Here is a 16,057-nt window from a genome sequence, read left to right as displayed (position 1 = left end):
AGGGTTAACGCGTTGCGGGAAGAGGGGGCCGTCGCCAATCGGTTCGGGCAGCACTGGCGGCTGTTCGCGATCCTGTTCTGGGTCGCGGCGGCGATCCTGCTGCTGCGGGACAGGTGGAACCTGATCCAATGGTTCGGGCTCGGCGACACCGACGACAATCTGCGGATGTCGCAGGTCCGCGCATTACTTGCGGGCCAGGACTGGTTCGACCTTCGTCAGTACAAGCTGAACCCTCCTCAAGGCGCCAACGTCCACTGGTCGCGGATCGTCGATCTGCCGATCGCGGCGATCATGCTGGCGCTGAAGCCATTCATGAGCGGCGCGACGGCTGAGAAGGTGGCGGTGGCGTTGGCGCCGATGCTGCCGATGATGGTCGCCTTCTTCGCGGTCGGCGCGGTGATGCGCCGCTTGATCTCGCCCAATGCCTTTGCGCTCGCTATCGGCCTGCTGCTCTGCGCCCATTCGACGCGCGGCATGTGGTTTCCGCTCCGGATCGATCATCACGGCTGGCAACTCGCGGCGCTCAGTCTCGCCATGCTGTCCTTTGCGCTCCGATCACCCCGGCGCGGAGGCGTCCTGCTCGGAGCGGCCACCGCCCTGTCACTTTCGATCGGCCTCGAAATGCTGGTCTACCTTGCGGCAGCCGGCGCCGCCGTGGTGCTGATGTGGGTGCGCAATCGTGATGAAGCGCCCCGCCTGTTCAGCTACGGTGTCAGCCTCGCCGGCGGCTGCGCGCTGGGCTATCTGCTGTTCGCGTCCAATGACAATCGCATGCCCGTCTGCGACGCGCTGTCGCCGGTCTGGTTGTCGACTCTGGCCGGAGCCGGGGCCGTGGCGGTTGTGCTTTCGATGCTCAAGACGGAGCGTTGGACGGTGCGCCTCGGCGCCGCCGCGCTTGGGGGCGTGCTGATCGCAGGCTTCTACGCGCTCGCCTGGCCGCTTTGTACCAGTCGGCTGGAAGGCGTTTCGCCCGAACTCGACTATCTCTGGCTGAGCCGGGTCCGCGAAGCACTGCCGATCTACAAGCATGATCGCGGGGTGCTCGCGGCCGTACTCGCGCTGCCGGTGTCCGGCTTGATCGGCTACGGCGTCGCGCTGTGGCGGACGCGGCGCGATCCGGCGCAGCTCGTGCCCTGGGCGGCGCTCGGGGCGCTCAGCCTGCTCGCGACCGCCCTTTTGGCCTGGCAGACCCGCGCGGGCCCGGCCGCCCAGCTCCTCGCGATTCCCGGCGCCACCGCGCTCGCCTGGATCGCGATCGCGCGCGCCCAGCAGGAGCAAGCGATGCTCGTCCGCGTCGCCGCCACGGTGGTCGCGTTCTTCGTGATCTCCGGGCTTGCGGTGCAGAACATCGTCAATCTGCTCCCGAAAGAGGAGGAGAAGAAGAGCGACAAGAAGGTCGACCAGGCCAATAACCGATGCCCGACGCTCGCCGGGCTGAAGCCGATCGCGCTGCAGAAGCCCGGCTATGTCTTCACTCATGTCGATCTTGGGCCGCGGCTGATCACCGTCACCAACCACAAGGCCGTCGCCGGGCCCTATCACCGCAACCAGCAGGACATTGTCGATGTTATGAAGGGCTTCCGCGGCACGCCTGAATACGCGCACGACATTATCCAGCGCCGCGGCATCGACTATGTCCTGATCTGCCCGGGAATGTCGGAGACGACCATCTACTCGGCGGAGGCGCCGAAAGGCTTCTACGCACAGATCAATGCCGGAAAGGTGCCGGCCTGGCTGCAGCCGATCACGCTACCGAAGGACTCGCCCTACAAGATGTGGCGCGTGGTCAAGCGTTGATCTGGAAGCTGACGCTGATCCCGTCGATTACGAATTGTGCGGCGAGCGCCGCCAGGATCACGCCCAGAATGCGGGTAATCATCGCTTCCACCCGGTGGCCTAAAAAGCGCATCAGCGGCCCGGCCGCGAGCAGGGCGAGCAAGGTCAGCACCAGGATCGCCGCGAGTGCGCCGAGCACGACCAGCGACTGATCGAGCCCGTTGCTGCGCGCCATCAGCAGCATGATCGACGCGATCGATCCGGGTCCCGCGATCATCGGGATCGCCATCGGGAAAACCGAGATATCCTCATGCTCCGGCGTGGCAGCAACTTCGTCCGCGCGCTTCTCCCGCCGCTGCTGCCGCCGCTCGAACACCATCTCAAGCGCAATCAGGAACAGCATGATCCCACCCGCGATCCGGAAAGCGGCGAGGCTTACCCCAAGTGCGTCGAGCAGATCTTCCCCGAACAAGGCGAAGAAGAGCAGGATCCCCGACGCGATCGCGACCGACCGCAGCGCCATCGCCCGCCGATGCTTTGCGTCGGCACCGGCGGTGAGGCTGGCGAAAATGGGTGCGCAGCCGGGCGGGTCGATAACGACGAAGAAGGTGACGAAAGCAGAGGTGAACAGTTCGATCAAAGCCCCTCCGGCGCGGGTAGCCCCGCCCGCGCATGGGCGGCGACCAGCGTATTCCTCAGCAGCACGGCGATGGTCATCGGGCCGACGCCGCCCGGCACCGGCGTGATCGCGCCGGCGACCTCGGTGGCGCTGTCGAAATCGACGTCTCCGACCAGCCGGGTCCCGCCCTGGTTGTCGACGACAATGCGGTTGATGCCGACGTCGATTACGGTCGCGCCGGGCTTCAGCCATTCGCCGCGGATCATCTGCGGCCGGCCGATCGCGGCAACCACGATATCGCCGCGCCGGATCACCTCGGGCAGGTCGCGTGTGCGGCTGTGGGCGATGGTGACTGTGCAATTCTGCTGAAGCAACAATTGCGCCATCGGCTTGCCGACGATGTTGGAGCGGCCGACCACCACCGCTTCCAGGCCGCTCAGGTCTCCGAGCCGATGCTTGAGCAAAGCAAGGGCTCCGAACGGCGTGCAGGGGACTAGCGACTTCTCGCCGACCGCGAGCGCGCCGGCATTGGCAACGTGGAAACCATCCACGTCCTTGGCCGGGTCGATCACCGCGATCACGGCTTTCTCGTTGATCGGAGCGGGGAGGGGGAGCTGTACGAGGATACCGTCGACGCGCCCGTCCTCGTTCAGCCGCTCGACAAGGGCCACCAGGTCGCGCTGTGCCGTGGTTTCGGGAAGCTGGTGCTCGAAGCTCTCCAAGCCGGCTTCCAGCGTCGCCTTGACCTTCGCGCGGACATAGACCTTGCTCGCCGGATCGCCCCCGATCAGCACCACGGCGAGCCCCGGCTTGCGGCCTTTCGCCTCCACAAAAGCCGGCACGGCCTGGGCGACTTGCCCCCGCAGCGCGGCGGCGAACGCCTTGCCGTCGATGATCTCCGCGCTCATCCCGCCTCAGACAACAAGGTCGCGGGCAACGCCGGCGAGCAGAATTCGAGCGATGTAAATGAGCAGCAGCACGACGATCGGCGAGAAGTCGATCCCGCCGAAATCGGGAAGGATGCGGCGGATTGGCCGGTAGAGCGGCTCCGTAATCCGGTCGAGCGCCGCCAGGAAGGAGCGAACGAAGTCGTTGGTGGTGTTGATCACATTGAACGCGACGAGCCAGGATATGATCGCCTGCGCGATGATGATGTAGCTGAAGACGCGCAGCAGCAGATCGAGAACCTGGAAGATCGAAAACAGCATGCTCAGCTCCCGGCGGCAACGCCGGTCATGTAGGCGAGGGCAGGCGAGCGGGCAATGCGGATCGGCTCCAGGTAACCCGCAGCCTGTGAGGCCGTTTCCGCAAGTTTGCATAAGCGCCCGAAAAGCGTCATCCAACCGGCATGAGCGACGGTTCCTCACCCCCGGATGGCGACCTGGTCGCCCCCACGCCCAAAATCCCGGTGCCGGAAGAGGTCCGGCAGGCGGTTCGCACGCTGATCCGCTGGGCCGGCGATGATCCCGAGCGCGAAGGGCTGCTCGATACGCCTGACCGTGTGGCGCGCGCCTGGCGCGAATATGCGCTGGGTTATGAGCAGGATCCCTCGCACCATCTCAGCCGCACCTTCGACGAGGTGGGCGGCTACGACGAGATCGTGCTGCTGAAGGACATCCCGTTCCAGTCGCATTGCGAGCACCACATGGCGCCGATCATCGGCAAGGCGTCGATCGCCTACCTGCCGCAGGACCGGGTGGTCGGCATCTCCAAGCTTGCGCGGGTACTGCACGGCTTCGCCCGCCGCCTCCAGGTCCAGGAACGGCTGACCGCGCAGGTGGCCGATTGCATCTGGACGCATTTGGAGCCTCAGGGCGTCGCCGTCGTGATCGAGGCTAGTCACGCCTGCATGTCCGCGCGGGGCGTCAACACGCCCGGCGTGATGATGACCACCAGCCGCATGATGGGAGTATTCAAGCGCGACGAGCGCAGCCGCCGCGAGGTGCTCGCACTGATGGGCTATTGAGCGGAGGATTGCGGCTTAGGTGAGGTCCCGGCCGTAGATTCTGTCCAGCGCTTGCGCGACGGCAATCAGCTTTTCCACCTTCGGATCGAAGGGCTCCCCCGCAGCGAGGCGGCTCGCCCAGTCCGCGGCGGCGCGGCCGCCCCATTCGTCGGGAGGGGAGGCGAGCGGCTCGGACGCTGTCCCGCGGTAACGTTCGGCGGTGAAGTCGTAAAAGGAACCGCCGAGGTTACGGAGCGCCGCGCCTCCCTCCGTCCCGTAGAAAGCGGCGGAGATGATCGCATCGACGCCCGCCTGCAGTCGCCAGGAGCAGGCGAGCTGGACCGTGGTACCGCCCTCAAGCCCAAGCGTTGCGACGGCATAATCCTCGACCTTGCCGGGCTGATCGGAAAGCGGCGCGCCGCCGGCTAGAAGCTTGCCGGTCACGCTCTCAAGCTCCGGAAAGTCGAGCGCCCACAGCGCCAGGTCCACGAGATGGACGCCAAGGTCCACGACGCAGCCGCCGCCGGAGAGGGCGGGATCGTAGAACCAGGCCTTGTCGGGCCCGTAAGCATTGTGAAAGACGAGATCGACCGCGAACACCCGGCCGAGTTCGCCCGCGCCGATCAATTCGCGGATACGGCGCATGCCCTCGGTGAAACGATAGGACAAGTCGACCGCGAGCAGCCGGTTGGCACGGCGGGCAGCATCCACCACCGCCCGAACTTCGTCGGCGGTGCGGCCGAGCGGCTTCTGGCAGAACACCGCGACTCCGCGGTCCAACGCTTCGATCGATTGCTCCGCGTGCAGGGCGCTCGGCGTTGCGATCACGACCCCGTCGACGCCTTCGTCCAGCAACTCGGCGAGGTTCCGCACCTGACTAGCTCCGGGCGCCAGTTTGAGCGCCTCGATCGCCATCTCCGTCGAAGGATCGGCGATCGCGGCGACTTCGATCGCCCCCGTGCCGACCATCGCCTGCATTCGATGCCGGCCGATCCAGCCGACGCCGAGAAAGCCGAGGCGAGGCTTTGGTTTCACAGTGTGATCAGCGCCTTCAGAAAGCCGTCCGGCCGGTCGCGGGTGGCGTCCAGTGCTTCGTCCAGTTGATCCAGCCTGTAGCGGTGCGTGTAGAGTTCGCTCGGATCGAGCCTTCCGGACGCGACCGCCTCCACCGCCTGGCGAATGCCCTCGATATATGCTTTCGGGTCGCGTTCATGGGCGTTGATGACGTCGATCCCGCGCCAGTTCCACAGCCACATATTGACCTGGCGCGGTCCATCTTGATGGTAGCCCGCGACGATCAGCTTGCCGCGCTCGCCGGTCAGCTCGGCGGCGAGGTCGAGCGGCCATTGCTTGCCCACGGCCTCGATCACCCGCTCGCACAGTTTGTCGTCGGTGAGCGCCTTCACCCGCTCGATGATGCCGTTGTGATCTTCCATCGGAATCGTGTCCGCGGCGCCGAAGCGGCGGGCCACATCGAGCGAGAAGGGGCGGCGGGAGATCGCGATCACGCGCGCGCCGGCATCCGCGGCGAGGCGGGTCAGGATCGCGCCGAGAAAGCCGATGCCGACGATGGCGACGGTCTGTCCGGCGCGGATGTCGCTGCGGCGGAAGATGTTCATCGCGCAGCCGAGCGGCTCGCCTGGGAACGGCTTGCCTTCAAGCGAGGTGGGGAGGGGGACGACCGCGTCGGCTTCAGCGATGTCGTGCTCGGCATAGCTTTTGTAAGATAGCGCCGCGACACGGGTGCCGACCTTGAGGCCTCCCACCCCCTCGCCAAGCGCGTCGATCACGCCCCAGCCTTCATGGCCGAGCGAGCCAGGGTCGGTCGGGAACTGCATCCAGTCCGGACCTTCCCAAGGCGTCAGGTTGGAAGCGCAAACGCCGCAGCCCTCCAGCCGAACCCGGACTTGCCCCGGCCCCGGCTCGGGCAGGGCGACATCGTCCACCCGAATCCGGCCGGGCTCGGCCACCACCGCGGCGCGCATCATGTTCGTCTGCTGCAAAGGGAAGCTCCGCTGAAACTGCGGGGCGCTAAACAGCCGGGGCCGGCGTGCGTCAATGCCGAAGCGGGCCGTGAGCGGCTCCGAATCCACTTTCCCCTACATCTCAGATGCTTGCGTCGGCCCCGCATCGCGTACCTGACAGGGCGTTCAACTGCAGCATTCGTCGCCCGCCGTGTCGCTTTCGTCACGACCGGCTTCCGTTCACGCTCGCGAGCTGACCTTGTTTCAACATGGGCTACGAGACGGCCATCAGTGCGGGTGACAGCCTCGCCGTGTTGCGGCAGGATAGGGGCTGGGTATCCCGGGGATTCAATCTCATCATGCCGTCGGTTCGCAAGCAGGCGCGCTGGCTCGAGGCGATCATCATCACGGTCGCCTTGTGGCTGTTCGTCACGCTGATCTTCCTTCCGCTGATCGTGAAGCGGCACGAAGGCGAGGGTTGGAGCAGCGTGGCGCTCGATGTCGCCACCATTCCGATTTCGATCCTGTTCGCCTTTCCGATGTTCGCTGTCTTCCGCAAGACGCTCGACTGGGCGCAGGAGAAGCGAGCGGTGGTCCTGGTCGGCACCGTCATCCTGACGGCGATCGGCAACATCATGTTCGACCTGGTTTTCCAGGCCTGGGTCGCCAACCACCTCGACACCGCCTGGGCGACGTTGGGTACCGATCTCGCCCGCGTCTATCCCTCCTTCTTCAATTACATCCTGGTGTTCGGGATCAACATGGCGCTGTTCCAGGTGAGCTTCTCCCGGCGTGCCGCGCTGCGGCAGGAGCTGCAGCTCTCCCACGCCCGGTCGGCCGCCCAGCAGGCGCAACTCGCAGCGCTTCGCTACCAGCTGAATCCCCACTTCCTGTTCAACGCGTTGAACAGCATCTCCGCCTTGATCGTGACCAACCGCAATCAGGACGCCGAGCGGATGACGGACAAATTATCCAATTTCCTCCGCTCCTCGCTCAACGCCGATCCGTCCGAACTCGTCATGCTGGACGAGGAGTTGGCGATCACCGAGGAATATCTCGACATCGAGAGCGTCCGCTTCGGCGACCGGCTCAACGTCACCGTCGATTGCGCGCCGGAGGCTTGCGAAGCGCTGGTGCCCAGCTTCCTCGTCCAACCCCTGGTCGAAAATGCGATCAAGCACGGCGTCAGCCCATCGCGTCAGGCGGTGGATATCGACATCCAGGCGGAAGTCTCGAACGGCGACCTGTGCATCACGGTAGCCAATTGCATCAGCGAGGATGCCGCTGACGAACAGGCCAGGAGCGGCCAGTCATTCGGTCGCAAAGGCGTCGGCCTCGTCAACGTCAAGCGCCGCCTGGAGGCGGTCTACGGGCCTTCCGCGACGCTCTCGGCCGAGACCAAGGAAGGGCGCTACGTCGCTACCATCTGTATCCCCAAAATTCAGCAGGGTCGTTGACACGCCGCCCACGCTCGTCCGAAAGCAAGCCGACTGCGGGTTTGCGAAGGGAATGGACGGGAGATGCGCGTGCTGCTGGTCGACGATGAGGCCCTGGCACTTGATCGCCTGCGCACTTTCTTCGCCGACATCGATGGGGTCGAGGTGGTCGGCCAGGCGCAGGATGGCGATCAGGCACTGGAGCGGATCGCCGAGCTGAAGCCCGACCTGGTCATCATGGACGTGCAGATGCCAGGCCGAAACGGGCTTCGGGCCGCCGCCGATATCGCCGTCGACCCCAAGCCCGAAATCGTGTTCGTGACTGCTCACGAGCATTATGCCCCCGATGCGTTCGACGTGGACGCTGCCGATTACCTGCTGAAGCCGGTCCGCTTCGATCGCCTGCGCCAGGCGGTCGATCGCGCCCGCCGGCGCCGGGCGGTCCGCGAGCAGGCCGAGCGGGCCGGTGAGCTGCAGCAGGAAGTCGAGGCGTTGCGCTCGGCCAAGCCGCCGGTGCGCGACGATGCCGGCTTCTGGATCCCGGAGCGAGACGGTCATCGCCGCGTGCCGATCGAGGCGATCGACTGGGTCGAGGCTGCTCGCGATTATGTGCTGCTGCACACCAGCATGCGAAGTCACCTGCTGCGCACCACCATGTCCGCGCTGGAAGAGAAGCTTGCCGGCTCACCGCTGCTTCGTGTCCATCGCTCGGCATTCGTCCGCCCGGATAAGGTCGTGGAAGTCAAGCGGGTCAACCGCTCCTTGTGCCTGGTGCTGGCCGACGGCGCGACCGTGCAGGTCGGGCCCAATTATGCCGCTGCCGTGAAGGCGGCGCTGTCGCTCGAATAGTCCGTCAGGGCATCATCGGCGTTGTGAGGAGCGCGGTGACGAGCAGAGTACCGACGAACAGCGCCGCGACACAGGTCGATACGAGTCGGAACATCTCTGAGGTCATGGCGTCAGTCCTTTGCCCGGTTGGCAGGGTCCGCTTAGGTCCCATGCGAAGGCTGAGTCCCAGGGCGAGCGACGGTTAACACGCCGACTGCGACAAGCGCTCCCGCACACGACGAAAACGTCCTGAGCGACGACAAACGCGCTGTCGCGCTGCGGTTTCGTCGCGACCGCACGTCCGACGCAGGCTGACCGCCGCCCGTCTTTCAACGCTCCCCATTCTCCCCGCTTGGCGACAGGGGAGCGGGGCTGAACCGTGGCAGGAATAACACGGCCCTGATCTTCAACCTCGCTGGTTCGGGAGCAAACCGCGCGTTCGGCGCGTTCTGCCGGGCAAGTGTTTTGGTAAGGACGAGTAAATCATGTCCCTGTTACGGTTTTCGCGTGCCGCCGGTCTGATGCTGGCGCCGCTTCTGGTCACGGCCTGGACCCCCGCTGCGGCCATTTCTCCCGGCCAGATCGAGACCGCGTTGCGCGCCGAATCGAACTCAGAGCTGGAGGCTTTCTATCGCATCGGTCAGCACCGTCCGCTCTGGACGGCTGGCGATGCACTCCGTCCGGAAGCGCTTCAGCTTGTCGACATTTTGCGCAAATCCGGCCTTGACGGCTTCACCGAAGGGGCGGAGCGCGCCGAGCGGCTTCAACGCGGGATCGAGCGGGCGCAGGCCGGCCGTCCACATGACCTTGCTCAAGCCGAAGTCCTCCTGTCGTTAGCCTGGATCGACTATGTCCAGGCGCTTCGCCGCCCTGCTGACGTCGGCATCACCTACATCGATCCGAGCCTGTCGCCGATCGCACCAACCGGCCGGGCGATCCTGAACGCCGCCGCGGCGGCGCCCTCATTGTCGCGGCATCTGGACGAGGTGTCGGCGCTGAACCCGGTCTATGCCCGGCTGAGGCAGGGCTATGACGAGTGGAAGGCGCGCTGGGGCGATTTGCCCCGGGTACACATCCCAGAGGGACCCGCGCTCGCTTCGGGCAGTGCCGGGGAGCGAGTGCAGCTGCTGCGCGAGCGCCTCGGGTTGAGCTCTGAGGGGAGTTTCGACGCGGAACTGGCATCGAAGCTCAAGGCCTTCAAGGCCGCTCATGGCCTTGAAGCGACCCCGGTTGCGGACGAGGCCGCGATCGAAGCCTTGAACCAGGATATGGCGGTGGTCGAACGCCGTCTCCGGCTCAACCTCGATCGAGCGCGGGCCTTGCCGGCAGGCGATCGCGGGCGTTTCGTCCTCGTCGATGCGGCGAGCGCTCGACTCTACCTCTACGAAAACGGCGAGGTGCGGGACAGCATGAAGGTCATCGTCGGAAAGCCCGGCGAGCAGACTCCGATGATCGCCGGGCTGATCCGCACAACCGTGCTGAACCCTTATTGGAACGTCCCGCCCGATCTCGTACAACGGCGGATCGCGCCGAGCGTCCTGAAGGAAGGTGCCGGCTACCTCAAGGCCAAGCGCTACGAGATCCTGTCGGACTGGTCGGAAGAGGCCAAGCCTGTCGATCCTGCAACAGTCGATTGGGCGGCGGTAGCCGCCGGCGAAACCGAGCTTCGGGTGCGCCAGCTTCCCGGGGCGGAGAACAGCATGGGCGCCATGAAGTTCATGTTCCCCAATCAGTTCGGAGTCTATCTGCACGATACGCCGGAAAAGGCGTTGTTCGCGGACGCGAATCGGACTTTGAGTTCGGGCTGCGTGCGGGTCGAGAACGCGGCGCGCCTGGCGACTTGGCTGTTTGGGAAAGCGCCGCGCCCAAGCACGACGGCCCCAGAACAGGCGGTCGCGCTTCCCGAGCCGGTGCCGGTCTTCATCAACTATTTCACCGCGGGCTGGAGTGGGGATCGTTTCGCGTTGCGCCAGGACCCGTACGGGCGTGACAACCGCATTCAGACCGCCTCGAGCGCGCAACTGGCGGCGCGCTGATGCTTCTTCCACTTATTAACCACTTGCTTGTTGCGGGCGAGTTCACAAACGGTTTAAACAGTGCGGAACCTGGCACGGTAGCAGCCGTTCAGGCACGCGGCATGACAGGGAGAATGCTGAAGTGACAAGTTTCAAGAAAACCGCGGTAGCCTGCGCCGCCGCTCTGGTGTGCGCGATGGCTCCGCTGAGCGCGGCTGCGGCCCAAGGGGGGCCGAATGGCTCTGAAATCATTGGACATTCGATCCAGGTCGAAGCCAATGGTACCATGAACACCGTTTATTTCGATCCAGGCGGGAGCGCACGCATCCTGTCAGCTGGCGGGACCGAAGTTCCGGGCCGCTGGTCGGTTGCGAATCAGCAGCTCTGCCTCAGCGTTTCGAACCTGCGCGAATGCTGGCCGTACCAGACGGCCTTTCAGGCCGGTCAGCCGGTCACGCTGACCAGCGATTGCGCTGTGACGTCCCGCTGGACTCCGGTCTCGACCGCACCTTCGGCTCCGCCGACCCGTCGCGGTGAACGCGGCTAAACCAAGCTTGCCGAATATTCGGCTCCGATCGGACCTGATGAAGGGGATTTCCAATGTTTCTCGCTAAAGTCGGCTCAACGGTGACGAAGGGGATGGCCGTAGCGGCCGTGCTCCTCGGCTCGACCGCCGCCACGGCCAACACGGCCTGCCAACCGGGCACCGGCTGCGTGCTGCCGATCACGGACCAGCAGACGCCTCCGCCGCCCGCTCCTATCGGTGAAGTTCCGCCGCCCGCTCCTGTCGAGGCTGCTCCGGTGGTGGCCGCTGGCGGTGGCGGTTTGGGCCTGTTCGCGATCCTCGCCGGTCTTGCGGCGCTTGGCCTGCTCGCCTTCCTCGTGTTCGACGACGATGGCGATGGGGCCAGCCCCGGCTAATCGCCAAGCTGCTGCCAGCTTAGTTCTTTTGATGGGCGAGAGCGGCCGAGGGCCTCTCTCGCCTTTCGACATTGGAGCCTTTGCTGGTCCGAGCTTGAGGTGCGAAAGACTCGCCCGCCCTATCTCGCATCGGGGAGCGCGACGGAGCAGTGACGCTCGCGTGGGGGAGAAGGTCTCACCAGCTCCGAAGACTCTTGGTTCAAGACCTACGCCAGAGGGCCGACATCCCGGTCCCCGCGTGAGGCGAATGGATTATCGGAGCGCGAGGGGCGCTCCCGTAATCTCTCCAACAGCCCATCATCTGGAGGCCTCGTGCATTCGCTCTTAGACGGCGGTGTGCTCGATCCCAACGCTATCCGGCTGCTCCAGCGTCGGGTCTAGGCTGAGGGGCAGTAAGCCTACCCGCAGGTACCTCACTGCGCAAGCACCCTCAGGGGCTGCCCGCAAAACGGAAACCCGCCAGCCTGATGGCTGATCAGATTTCTGTCTGGTTTCAAAGGGAAGGTGGTGGACGCACTAGGGCTCGAACCTAGGACCCGCTGATTAAGAGCGCGAACAAAGCAAGTCCGAGGACGTCCCAGCATCTTTTCTTCTCAATAGCTTGCGAGCTATTCTTTCCAACAGTTTCCCAAGGCGTTCCGGGCAGTCGCTACCTAGGTAGCAGCCCGCAGGACCCGCTGATTGGAGGCCGAAAAGATGGTTTCCCAGGTAGCACCTACCCCTGCGATTGTGTTGACGGACGCGAAGATACGAGGGCTTCAAGCGCCGTCATCCGGGCAGATCGAAGTCAAGGACAAGCTGGTGCCGGGGCTCAGAATCCGCCTGGGCTCGGCCGGCACCCGAACCTTCCTGCTCCGAAAGCGCATCGCTGGAAAATACAGGAACGTCACGCTCGGTAGATATTCCGACCGCTTCGGCCTCGCAGAGGCTCGCAAGAAAGCTCGGCAGATACTTTCGGACATCGAGTTCAAAGCCGATCCAGTGAGCGTGCTGCCGAACCCTGCGAGGCGATCCCCGACGGGCCTAACCGTCCGGGCCCTCTGGCCTGAGTACCGAAAAGCCAAGTCTCATCTGCGCTCGGTTACTGAGATAGAACGCGTGTTTAACAGGCACATCCTCCGCGAGTTCGGCGACCGGGCGGCGGATACGATCACGCGAAGCGAGATCACGCGCTTTATCGACGGCATCGCGCGAACGGCGCCAGTGATGGCGCGCAACACACTTGGATATCTGTCGGCGTTCTACACCTGGGCACTTCCCCGGCTCGATCAGATGCCTGCCAATCCGTGCCGCGACGCCGGCCGGCCGCCGGCGCCGAAGGCGAGAGATCGCGTGCTCAGCGAAGAGGAGATCGGCGCGCTTTGGCACGTGCTCGACGGGGAGGGGAAGCCGTTCGGACCGGCCATCAAGCTGCTCCTCCTGACCGGGCAGCGGCGGAACGAGGTGTTCGATGCCGACCGGAGGGAGTTCGATCTGGCGGCGAAGCTCTGGACCATCGCAGGGGACAGGGCGAAGAACGGTGCCACTCACCTCGTTCCGCTGACTCCCGCAGCGCTCGCGATCGTCCAGGACCTGCTCAAGGACAAGCGAAGCGAGAAGCTGCTTCCGGCCCGCGGCAACTGGGACATGAGCCCGAGCGGGTTCAGCAAGGCGATGCGGCGGATCAGGGAAGCGCTGGAAGAGAAGCTGGGACACCCTGTGCCGCACTGGACGCTGCATGATCTTCGGCGGACGCTCGCAACCGGATTGCAGCGGCTCGGAGTGCGGCTCGAGGTGACTGAGGCCGTCCTAAATCACCTTTCGGGCTCCCGGTCGGGCATCGTCGGGGTCTACCAGCGCCACAATTATTTCCATGAGAAGAGAGCGGCTCTGATCGCGTGGGAACGGGAGCTGAAGCGCCTCGCCCGGCTCCATAGGACGAAAGCCGGAACAATGCCTCGCGCGCTGGCGGCCTGAGCGACCGAAGGTGGCTGTGAGCGGACGGGCATTTTACGCCAGCAAGGAGCGGAAAGCCGCCACAAAGGCCACGTCCACCGCCTGCCCATTGCTTTCCCCTGGATCAGCGCGTGAGCACGACGATCTTCCCGCCAGCCTGATTGGCTTCCATCAACCGATGCGCCTCGACGACCCGATCAATGTAGAAGACGCTGCCGATTTTGACCGGGAGCGTGCCAGCGGCGACGTCGTCCACCAGTTGCTGCAGCGGCATGGCGAGAAAGTCTCCGACTCCGCCCGAATAGGTCGTGAGCGACACCGCTGTGGGAATTGAGTCCATCGGCGCGAAGTCGGCTAACGACCATCGGTTGCCGACCATCCCGGCCATGCACACTATGCCCGGCTCACGGACCGACTGAAGCGAGTCCTGGAGCGTCGTGGTCCCTACCAGCTCGAGCACCTTGTCGGCGCCGCCGTCCCATTCCTGCCGCACCCTCTCGGCAATTGCACCGTCGTCCAGGATAAAGCGATCCGCCCCGGCCGATCGGATCAGCGCCTCGCTGCCTTCGTGCCGCGATGTCGCCGCGACCTTTGCGCCATGGGCCTTTGCGATCGCCGCTGCGGCGAGCCCGACTGAAGTGGTGCCGCCCCGAATCAGAAGTCGTTCCCCCCGCTGCAGGCGCAAACCCCGAAAGAGCGCGCCCCACGCCGTCTGCAGCATCTCCGGAACGGCCCCGAGTTTCTCCCACGGCAGGTTGGTGTCGATTGTTCGGACCTGGGCTCCCGGCACCAAGACGTATTCTGCATAGCCGCCGTCAAAAGCCCGCCCCATCCCGCCCATGACGGTTGCAACCGTTGCCCCTTGCGCGAACTCCCCGCCCGGCGCCGCGGCGACCGTGCCGACCGCCTCGATGCCCAGGATGCGCGGGAACGCCACTCCCGGCGAATGTCCCTGCCGGGTGAATAGCTCGGACCTGTTGAGCCCGAAAGCTTCGACGCGAATGAGCACTTCACCGGACTGCGCCCGTGGAACCGGCCGCTGCTCGATCTTGAGCGCATCTGGCCCCCCCGGTGCGTAGAGGACCACCGCCTTCATCGTGTCGGGCATCGACTCAGAGCACCTGGCCGGGCTGCCCGTCCCGCTTGATCGGCTTGCACATGCGGTCGCCTTTCGCTGCCGCCCGGTCAGCGGGTGAAGCCGTCGAACGGGCTCAGGTAGATCGCGCCGAAGGTGTCCAGCTTCTTGCGAATCTCAGGCGTCGGATCGCCATAGACATAGAGCTTCTCGATCATCGCCAGAGAGAGGAATTCCTCGGCGTGCGGCGAAAAGGTCTGCTCGACGTGCGGCAGCAAGCCAACCATCCGGTAGCGCTCCAGGATGTGGGCGGTGGTGCGGTCCTCATTGACGAGCCACTGATAGGTGAGCGTGTCGGGCTCGCCACGCGAGCTCTCGACGATCTTCGCCGCGAGCGCCCTGAAGGCCTCGAAGTTGGCCGGATCGATGGTCAGGTGGTAGATGGTGTAGAGTTCGCCTTGCATTGCGATTTCCTTTCTAGTGAGCTTGTGCCGAAGTGGGAGGCGCCTTGGTCGTGTATTTCTTCGGCCTGGCGCGCGGCTCGTTGAGGTGCTGTTTCCGAGCGTTCAGCCCAGCAGGCGGGCAAATGGCAGATCAGGCCCAACCGGCACGATGCCGTTCGGATTGAGGCTCCTCATCGAATAATAGCCACGCTTGATGTGATCGATGTTCACCGTCCCGCCGACGCCGGGGAGCGCCAGCATCCGCTCCAGATGAGCGCTCAGGTTGGAATAATCGGCAAGACGCCGCAGGTTGCACTTGAAGAGGCCGTGGTAGGCCGCGTCGAAGCGGGCCGTCGTGACGAATAGCCGAACATCGGTCTCGGTGACGCGTTTCCCCAAGAGGAAGGTACGGCCTTCCAGCATCTGCTCGAGCTCGCCCAGCGTGGCGAAGACCTCCCGGAACGCCTCCTCATACGCCTCCTGCGTCGTCGCGAAGCCGGTGCGGTAGACGCCGTTGTTGAGGCGTGGATAAATCCGGTCGTTCAGCGCGTCGACATCGGGTCGTAGCGCCTCCGGGTAGAGGTCGTAGGTGTCGTCCGCCAAGCGTCCGAAGCCCGAGTTCAGCATCCGGACAATATCGGAAGACTCGTTACTGACGATGGTTTGACGCTGCTTGTCCCACAGCACTGGCACCGTCGCGCGCCCCGTGATCGTCGGATCGGCCTTGGAGTAGATTTCATGGAGGTAATTGGCGCCGTTAAGCTCGTCCCGATCTGAGCCGGGATAATCGCCGAATTGCCAGCCTTGGTCTCCAAGATACGGCTCGACGACGGAGACCGAGATCGCATCCTCCAGTCGCTTGAGCTTACGGGCGATCAGCGTGCGCGACGCCCAGGGGCAGATCAGCGCGACGTAAAGATGATAGCGGCCCGGCTCGGCATGGAAGCCTCCTTCGCCGGTCGGTCCCGGGCTCCCATCGGGAGTGACCCAGTTGCGAAAGGTCGAAAGCTGACGGACGAAGCCGCCTTTCTCGTCCTTCGCCTGCACGGGCTGCCAGTCGGCAGACCATTTTCCGTTCACCAGCATGCTTCTCTCCCGGC

At 64.9% G+C, this 16,057-nt stretch carries 16 protein-coding genes and 1 pseudogene; 9 read left to right on the top strand and 8 right to left on the bottom strand.

Going from position 1 to position 16,057, the window contains the following annotated elements:
• The first annotated feature begins 12 nt into the window (after positions 1 to 12).
• On the top strand, positions 13 to 1,797 hold the full coding sequence (locus VF631_RS14355; RefSeq protein ID WP_431851003.1) for an AcrB/AcrD/AcrF family protein: 1,785 nt from the start codon (positions 13 to 15) through the stop codon (positions 1,795 to 1,797).
• Here VF631_RS14355 and VF631_RS14350 read toward each other — a convergent pair.
• From VF631_RS14350 to VF631_RS14340, 3 genes are read right to left on the bottom strand one after another with little or no spacing between them, the layout of a single operon-like run.
• Positions 1,787 to 2,416: a MarC family protein gene (locus VF631_RS14350; RefSeq protein WP_431851002.1), complete on the bottom strand. Its 630-nt coding sequence runs from the start codon at positions 2,414 to 2,416 to the stop codon at positions 1,787 to 1,789. The genes VF631_RS14355 and VF631_RS14350 overlap by 11 nt on opposite strands.
• Positions 2,413 to 3,303: a bifunctional methylenetetrahydrofolate dehydrogenase/methenyltetrahydrofolate cyclohydrolase FolD gene (folD, locus tag VF631_RS14345; protein ID WP_431851001.1), complete on the bottom strand. Its 891-nt coding sequence runs from the start codon at positions 3,301 to 3,303 to the stop codon at positions 2,413 to 2,415. The genes VF631_RS14350 and folD overlap by 4 nt, the downstream gene beginning before the upstream one ends.
• Before the next feature lie 6 nt (positions 3,304 to 3,309).
• Entirely contained in the window at positions 3,310 to 3,603 is a 294-nt protein-coding gene (locus tag VF631_RS14340; RefSeq protein WP_431851000.1) for a YggT family protein, read from the bottom strand.
• A 140-nt stretch (positions 3,604 to 3,743) separates the two neighbouring features.
• Here VF631_RS14340 and folE point away from each other — a divergent pair, with 140 nt between their 5' ends.
• Entirely contained in the window at positions 3,744 to 4,361 is a 618-nt protein-coding gene (gene folE, locus VF631_RS14335; RefSeq protein ID WP_431850999.1) for a GTP cyclohydrolase I FolE, read from the top strand.
• 15 nt (positions 4,362 to 4,376) lie between these two features.
• On the opposite strand, the gene VF631_RS14330 is transcribed toward folE, so the two are convergent.
• Together VF631_RS14330 and VF631_RS14325 are read right to left on the bottom strand one after the other, a co-directional pair.
• Entirely contained in the window at positions 4,377 to 5,375 is a 999-nt protein-coding gene (locus VF631_RS14330) for a Gfo/Idh/MocA family protein (protein ID WP_431850998.1), read from the bottom strand.
• Positions 5,372 to 6,328 (bottom strand): MDR/zinc-dependent alcohol dehydrogenase-like family protein, encoded by a 957-nt coding sequence (locus VF631_RS14325; protein ID WP_431850997.1) that lies wholly within the window; start codon positions 6,326 to 6,328, stop codon positions 5,372 to 5,374. The genes VF631_RS14330 and VF631_RS14325 overlap by 4 nt, the downstream gene beginning before the upstream one ends.
• A gap of 245 nt (positions 6,329 to 6,573) precedes the next feature.
• Between VF631_RS14325 and VF631_RS14320 the strand changes: the two genes are divergently transcribed.
• The 7 genes and pseudogenes from VF631_RS14320 (at position 6,574) to VF631_RS14290 (ending at position 13,460) form a co-directional block, all read left to right on the top strand.
• A complete protein-coding gene (locus VF631_RS14320) occupies positions 6,574 to 7,761 on the top strand; it encodes a sensor histidine kinase (RefSeq protein WP_431850996.1) in 1,188 nt (395 codons plus the stop codon).
• 63 nt (positions 7,762 to 7,824) lie between these two features.
• Entirely contained in the window at positions 7,825 to 8,589 is a 765-nt protein-coding gene (locus tag VF631_RS14315; protein WP_431850995.1) for a LytR/AlgR family response regulator transcription factor, read from the top strand.
• 464 nt (positions 8,590 to 9,053) lie between these two features.
• A complete protein-coding gene (locus VF631_RS14310) occupies positions 9,054 to 10,604 on the top strand; it encodes a L,D-transpeptidase family protein (RefSeq protein WP_431850994.1) in 1,551 nt (516 codons plus the stop codon).
• Between the two features lie 121 nt (positions 10,605 to 10,725).
• Positions 10,726 to 11,130, top strand: a complete 405-nt coding sequence (locus VF631_RS14305) for a hypothetical protein (protein WP_431850993.1) — start codon at positions 10,726 to 10,728, stop codon at positions 11,128 to 11,130.
• Between the two features lie 53 nt (positions 11,131 to 11,183).
• The gene (locus VF631_RS14300) at positions 11,184 to 11,504 is read left to right on the top strand and encodes a hypothetical protein (protein ID WP_431850992.1); all 321 of its coding nucleotides are present in this window, start codon (positions 11,184 to 11,186) and stop codon (positions 11,502 to 11,504) included.
• Between the two features lie 696 nt (positions 11,505 to 12,200).
• Positions 12,201 to 12,476: pseudogene (locus VF631_RS14295) on the top strand (Arm DNA-binding domain-containing protein); the annotation flags it as partial.
• Positions 12,477 to 12,602: 126 nt separating this feature from the next.
• Positions 12,603 to 13,460 carry a tyrosine-type recombinase/integrase gene (locus VF631_RS14290; protein WP_431851018.1) on the top strand — a complete coding sequence of 286 codons (858 nt, stop codon included), beginning with the start codon at positions 12,603 to 12,605 and terminating at the stop codon, positions 13,458 to 13,460.
• Between the two features lie 103 nt (positions 13,461 to 13,563).
• Here the strand turns inward: VF631_RS14290 and VF631_RS14285 are convergent, their stop codons facing one another.
• From VF631_RS14285 to VF631_RS14275, 3 genes are all read right to left on the bottom strand, one after another.
• On the bottom strand, positions 13,564 to 14,547 hold the full coding sequence (locus tag VF631_RS14285; RefSeq protein ID WP_431850991.1) for a zinc-binding alcohol dehydrogenase family protein: 984 nt from the start codon (positions 14,545 to 14,547) through the stop codon (positions 13,564 to 13,566).
• A 77-nt stretch (positions 14,548 to 14,624) separates the two neighbouring features.
• The gene (locus tag VF631_RS14280) at positions 14,625 to 14,978 is read right to left on the bottom strand and encodes a putative quinol monooxygenase (RefSeq protein WP_431850990.1); all 354 of its coding nucleotides are present in this window, start codon (positions 14,976 to 14,978) and stop codon (positions 14,625 to 14,627) included.
• A gap of 102 nt (positions 14,979 to 15,080) precedes the next feature.
• On the bottom strand, positions 15,081 to 16,043 hold the full coding sequence (locus VF631_RS14275; protein WP_431850989.1) for a glutathione S-transferase family protein: 963 nt from the start codon (positions 16,041 to 16,043) through the stop codon (positions 15,081 to 15,083).
• Positions 16,044 to 16,057: the final 14 nt, after the last annotated feature.

The organism is Allosphingosinicella sp., from assembly GCF_036387615.1.
Classification (GTDB): domain Bacteria; phylum Pseudomonadota; class Alphaproteobacteria; order Sphingomonadales; family Sphingomonadaceae; genus Allosphingosinicella.
The sequence above is the reverse complement of the archived record's forward strand: the minus strand, read 5'-3'. Positions and strand labels throughout refer to the sequence as shown.